Source organism: Pseudomonas sp. 2VD (genome assembly GCF_005503585.1).
Taxonomy (GTDB): Bacteria; Pseudomonadota; Gammaproteobacteria; order Pseudomonadales; family Pseudomonadaceae; genus Pseudomonas; species Pseudomonas aeruginosa.
Map to the genome: position 1 here is coordinate 1 of NZ_SCND01000475.1, position 3,902 is coordinate 3,902.

A 3,902-nucleotide genomic window follows, 5' to 3' on the forward strand; every position below is an offset into this window, starting at 1 on the left:
GTCTGGCGCTGATCGACCGCACCACCCAGAGCATCGACAGCCTGGCCGCCAACCTGACCAGCGCCATGGGCCAGGTCGAGCAACTGGCCAGCAGCAGCGAGGAAATCGGTTCGGTGCTGGAAGTGATCCGCGCCATCGCCGAGCAGACCAACCTGCTGGCGCTCAACGCGGCCATCGAGGCGGCCCGCGCCGGCGACGCCGGCCGCGGCTTCGCGGTGGTCGCCGACGAAGTGCGCAACCTCGCCCGGCGCACCCAGGACTCGGTGGAACAGATCCGCGGGGTGATCGAAGGCCTGCAACAGGGCACCCGCGACGTGGTCGACGCCATGCACGGCAGCCATCGCCAGGCCCAGGGCAGCGTCGAGCAGGTGGATGAAGCGGTGGCCGCGCTGCAACGGATCGGCGAGGCGGTGACGGTGATCAACGACATGAATCTACAGATCGCCAGCGCCGCCGAGGAACAGAGCTCGGTAGCCGAGGAGATCAACCGCAATGTCGCGGCGATCCGTGACGTCACCGAGTCGCTGTCGAGTCAGGCCGAGGAATCGGCCCAGGTCAGTCAGTCGCTGAACCGCCTGGCCAACCACCAGCAGGGCCTGATGGAACAGTTCAAGGCCTGACCGTTCACGGCCTGAATAGCGCCGGGGGGCCGTAGGTCCCCCAGATCGCCAGGCGGGCCAGCGAGCGCAGCCAGCCACGCAGACGCGCCGGGGCTCCCGTCTCGGCCACCTTCGCCGCCGGCGTCCCGGCCTGCCGCGGCTCGCCGCGCTCGCTGCGCAACGCGTTTTCCACGGCCTGCTCGTAGCGAGCCTGCGCGGGTAACCGCGGCGACCGCCCCTCCTCTCGCTGTCCACTGGACTCGCCCAACAGGAACACCAGCACCGGCAGCATCAGCGCCCAGCGCCAGCGGCCCGTACCCGTCCGCCGTTTCATCGTCCAAGACCTCCTTGCAAGAAGCCCGGGATGCTAGGGAAAGCGCAGGAGGAAATCTTGCCGGGACTGTCGGCAAATGGTGAAGAACTGTTAAGCCCTGGCGGCGCGGCCGCTCTTCTGCAACGGCAACTCGACGCTCACCCGCAGGCCGCCCAGCGGGCTGTCCTCGAGACTCAGGCGGCCACCGCAGGCCTCGGCGATGTCGCGCGCGATGCCCAGGCCCAGGCCATGCCCGCTGACCTGCTCGTCGAGCCGGGTACCCCGCTCCAGCACCGCCTGGCGCTGGTCGGGGAGGATGCCGGGGCCGTCATCGTCGACCTTCAGGCGGACCATGCCCTCGCCCTGCGCGACAGTCAGGCGGACTTCGCTATCGGCCCACTTGCAGGCGTTGTCCAGCAGATTGCCGAGCATCTCCAGCAGGTCCTCGCGGTCCCATGGCAGGCGCAGCCCCGGTGGCGCGCTCCAGCTCACCTGCAGGTGCGGGCCGTGGATCAGGCGCAGGGTGTCGCACAGCGACGGCAACTCCTCGGCGCAATCGAAATGTGCGCCAGGCAGCGCTTCGCCGACCAGGCGCGCCTTGCCCAACTCGCGACCGAGACGCTGCTGGATCTGTTCCAGCTGCTCGCGCAGGACCTGTTGCAACTCCGGCTGGCGCGCCATCTCCTCGCGCTCGGCGAGGCTGACCAGCACCGCCAGCGGCGTCTTCAGGGCGTGACCGAGGTTGCCCAGGGCGTTGCGCGAACGCTTCAGGGTCTCCTCGGTGTGTGCCAGCAGGTGGTTGATCTGCTCCACCAGCGGCTCCAGCTCCTCGGGAGCCTGGTTGTCCAGTTGGCTACGCTGGCCCTGCTGCAGCTGGGCGATCTGCAGGCGCACCTCCTCCAGCGGACGCAGCGAACGACGCACGGTCAGGCGCTGCAACAGCAATACCAGGAGCAGCGCCAGGGCGCCGGCGCCCAGGCCCATCCACTGCACACGGGCGAAGCTTTCCAGGATCGGCGTATAGTCCTGCGCTACCACGATCCGCAGCTTCTGGCCCATGCGCTTGTAGTGGCCGCGGAACACCAGCAGTCGCTGCTCCTCGGGCCCATCGACCAGGCCCTGCACCAGCCCTTTCTTGTGCGGCACTTCCAGCTCGCTGTCCCACAGGGAGCGTGAGCGCCAGGTGTCCTTTTCCAGCTCGATGACGAAATAGCGCCCGGAATACGGGCGCTGGAACGCCGGGTTGAGGCGTTGCTCGTCCAGTTGCATGCCGTTCGGCCCGCGTACCATGGCCACCAGCAGGTTCTCCGCCTCCTCGCGCAGGTTGCCGGCGAAATAGCGCCGCAGGCCCTGGTCGAACAGCCACAGGCCGGTCTGCGCGAGGACCAGCCCGACCACCAGCAGCACCGCGAACAGGCCGACGCTCAGGCGCCGCTGGATCGACCTCATCCGGCGGCCACCCCGGCGTAGCGGTAGCCCTGGCCACGGCGGGTCTCGATCACCTCGCGGCCGAGCTTGCGCCGCAGGTGGTTGACGTGGACCTCGATGACGTTGGAATCGCGTTCGGTCTCGCCGTCGTACAGATGCTCGGCCAGGTGCCCCTTGGACAGGACCTGGCCGGGGTGCAGCATGAAATAGCGCAGCAGGCGGAATTCGGCGGCGGTCAGGTCGACGTCGGCGCCGTTCAGGCACACGCACTGACGCTGCTCGTCCAGGCGCAGCCCGGCGGCCTCCAGCTGGCTCTGGTTGGCCAGCCCATGGGCGCGGCGCAACAGGGCCTGGATGCGCAAGGCCAACTCTTCCGGATGGAACGGCTTGGTCAGATAGTCGTCGGCACCGGCCTTGAGCCCATCGATGCGTTCGGCCCAGGAACCGCGCGCGGTGAGGATCAGCACCGGAGTCGCGAGTCCCAGGCCACGCCACTCCTGGAGTATCTCCAGGCCGGGACGCCCGGGCAGGCCGAGGTCGAGAATGATCAGGTCGTAGGGCTCGCTGGCGCCCTGCACCGCCGCGTCGCGGCCGTCGGCCAGCCAGTCCACCGCGTAGCCCTGGCGGGTCAGGCTGGCCATCAGTTCGTCGGCCAGGGGAACGTGATCCTCAACCAGCAGCAACCGCATCAGTCGTCTTCCTCGTCCTTCAGGATGCGGCCGTTGCGGGCATCCAGTTCCAGTTCACGCACGACGCCGTCGCGGGTGAGCAGTTCCACCTCGTAGACATAGACGTCGTCTTCCTCTTCCAGCTCGACCTCCAGCAGGCGCGCCCCGGGGTAACGCCCCAGGGCTTCCTGCATGAGGGATTCGAGCGGCTGTATCACACCGTCCTGGCGCAGGCGCAGGACCTCGTCCTGGTCCAGGTCGCGCGCCATCGCCTCGAGGCTGATGACCGCCAGGACCAGTGCGACGATCCCGGCGTAGCGCATGAGCCACTTCATCAGTCGTCCTGGTGGTCCTTGAGCACGGCGCCGGTAGCGGCATCCAGCTCCAGGTCCCACTTCACGCCCTGCGGGTCGCGCAACTCGACCTGGTAGATGTAGCGGCCGTATTCCTCTTCCAGCTCGGTATCGTGGACGCTCGAGCCGGGATGCTTGGCGATGGCGTTCTTGTTCAGCTCTTCGAAGGACTTGATGGTCCCGGCGTCACGCAGCTTCAGCGCCTCGTCCGGGCCGAGGTCGCGGGCCTGGGCCAGGCCGGCAGTCAGGGCGATGGCGGTGGCGGCGAACAGGGCAGTCAGTTTCTTCATGGGAATCTCTCCGTGGGAATCAATCGTGTTGCTTTCGACGGTTTGCAGATTAACCGGGCGCTCTTAATTGAAGCTGAATTTGCCGCAAGGACATGGCCGGGGCGCGCCATAGGGTAACGGAAAGCCTCTGCGATGGGGCTCGCCGGCGTTCGAAAGCACTTGGTCCTGCGACAACTCGTCCTATAATCGCCGGTCCGCAAGGGAGAAGACCAGCATGCCAGCCATCCAGATCAAGTCCCCCGCACTGACCC

Annotated in this window: 6 protein-coding genes; 1 reads left to right on the forward strand and 5 read right to left on the reverse strand. The window is 67.6% G+C overall.

Annotation, left to right across the window (positions count from 1 at the left end; genetic code table 11):
- The coding region (locus FFS27_RS30000) for a methyl-accepting chemotaxis protein (RefSeq protein WP_247599185.1) at nucleotides 1-620 on the forward strand (620 nt) is incomplete at its 5' end.
- Nucleotides 621-624: 4 nt separating this feature from the next.
- Here the strand turns inward: FFS27_RS30000 and FFS27_RS30005 are convergent.
- The 5 genes from FFS27_RS30005 to FFS27_RS30025 all read right to left on the reverse strand — a co-directional run bounded on the left by FFS27_RS30005 (nucleotide 625) and on the right by FFS27_RS30025 (nucleotide 3,651).
- Entirely contained in the window at nucleotides 625-933 is a 309-nt protein-coding gene (locus tag FFS27_RS30005; RefSeq protein ID WP_003090492.1) for a hypothetical protein, read from the reverse strand.
- A gap of 90 nt (nucleotides 934-1,023) precedes the next feature.
- The gene (gene carS / locus FFS27_RS30010; protein WP_003090493.1) at nucleotides 1,024-2,361 is read right to left on the reverse strand and encodes a two-component system sensor histidine kinase CarS; all 1,338 of its coding nucleotides are present in this window, start codon (nucleotides 2,359-2,361) and stop codon (nucleotides 1,024-1,026) included.
- Complete coding sequence (carR, locus tag FFS27_RS30015; RefSeq protein WP_003090494.1) at nucleotides 2,358-3,029, reverse strand: two-component system response regulator CarR; 672 nt, start codon at nucleotides 3,027-3,029, stop codon at nucleotides 2,358-2,360. Before carR ends, carS begins: the two co-directional genes overlap by 4 nt.
- Complete coding sequence (locus FFS27_RS30020) at nucleotides 3,029-3,343, reverse strand: PepSY domain-containing protein (RefSeq protein WP_003097704.1); 315 nt, start codon at nucleotides 3,341-3,343, stop codon at nucleotides 3,029-3,031. The genes carR and FFS27_RS30020 overlap by 1 nt, the downstream gene beginning before the upstream one ends.
- The gene (locus FFS27_RS30025; RefSeq protein WP_003090497.1) at nucleotides 3,343-3,651 is read right to left on the reverse strand and encodes a PepSY domain-containing protein; all 309 of its coding nucleotides are present in this window, start codon (nucleotides 3,649-3,651) and stop codon (nucleotides 3,343-3,345) included. The genes FFS27_RS30020 and FFS27_RS30025 overlap by 1 nt, the downstream gene beginning before the upstream one ends.
- Nucleotides 3,652-3,902: the final 251 nt, after the last annotated feature.

Bases quoted from the DNA above. Each gene is read 5' to 3' on its own strand.
- FFS27_RS30025 (WP_003090497.1), bottom strand. From the start codon at position 3,651: ATGAAGAAACTGACTGCCCTGTTCGCCGCCACCGCCATCGCCCTGACT.
- carR (WP_003090494.1), bottom strand. From the start codon at position 3,029: ATGCGGTTGCTGCTGGTTGAGGATCACGTTCCCCTGGCCGACGAACTG.
- FFS27_RS30020 (WP_003097704.1), bottom strand. From the start codon at position 3,343: ATGAAGTGGCTCATGCGCTACGCCGGGATCGTCGCACTGGTCCTGGCG.
- carS (WP_003090493.1), bottom strand. From the start codon at position 2,361: ATGAGGTCGATCCAGCGGCGCCTGAGCGTCGGCCTGTTCGCGGTGCTG.
- FFS27_RS30005 (WP_003090492.1), bottom strand. From the start codon at position 933: ATGAAACGGCGGACGGGTACGGGCCGCTGGCGCTGGGCGCTGATGCTG.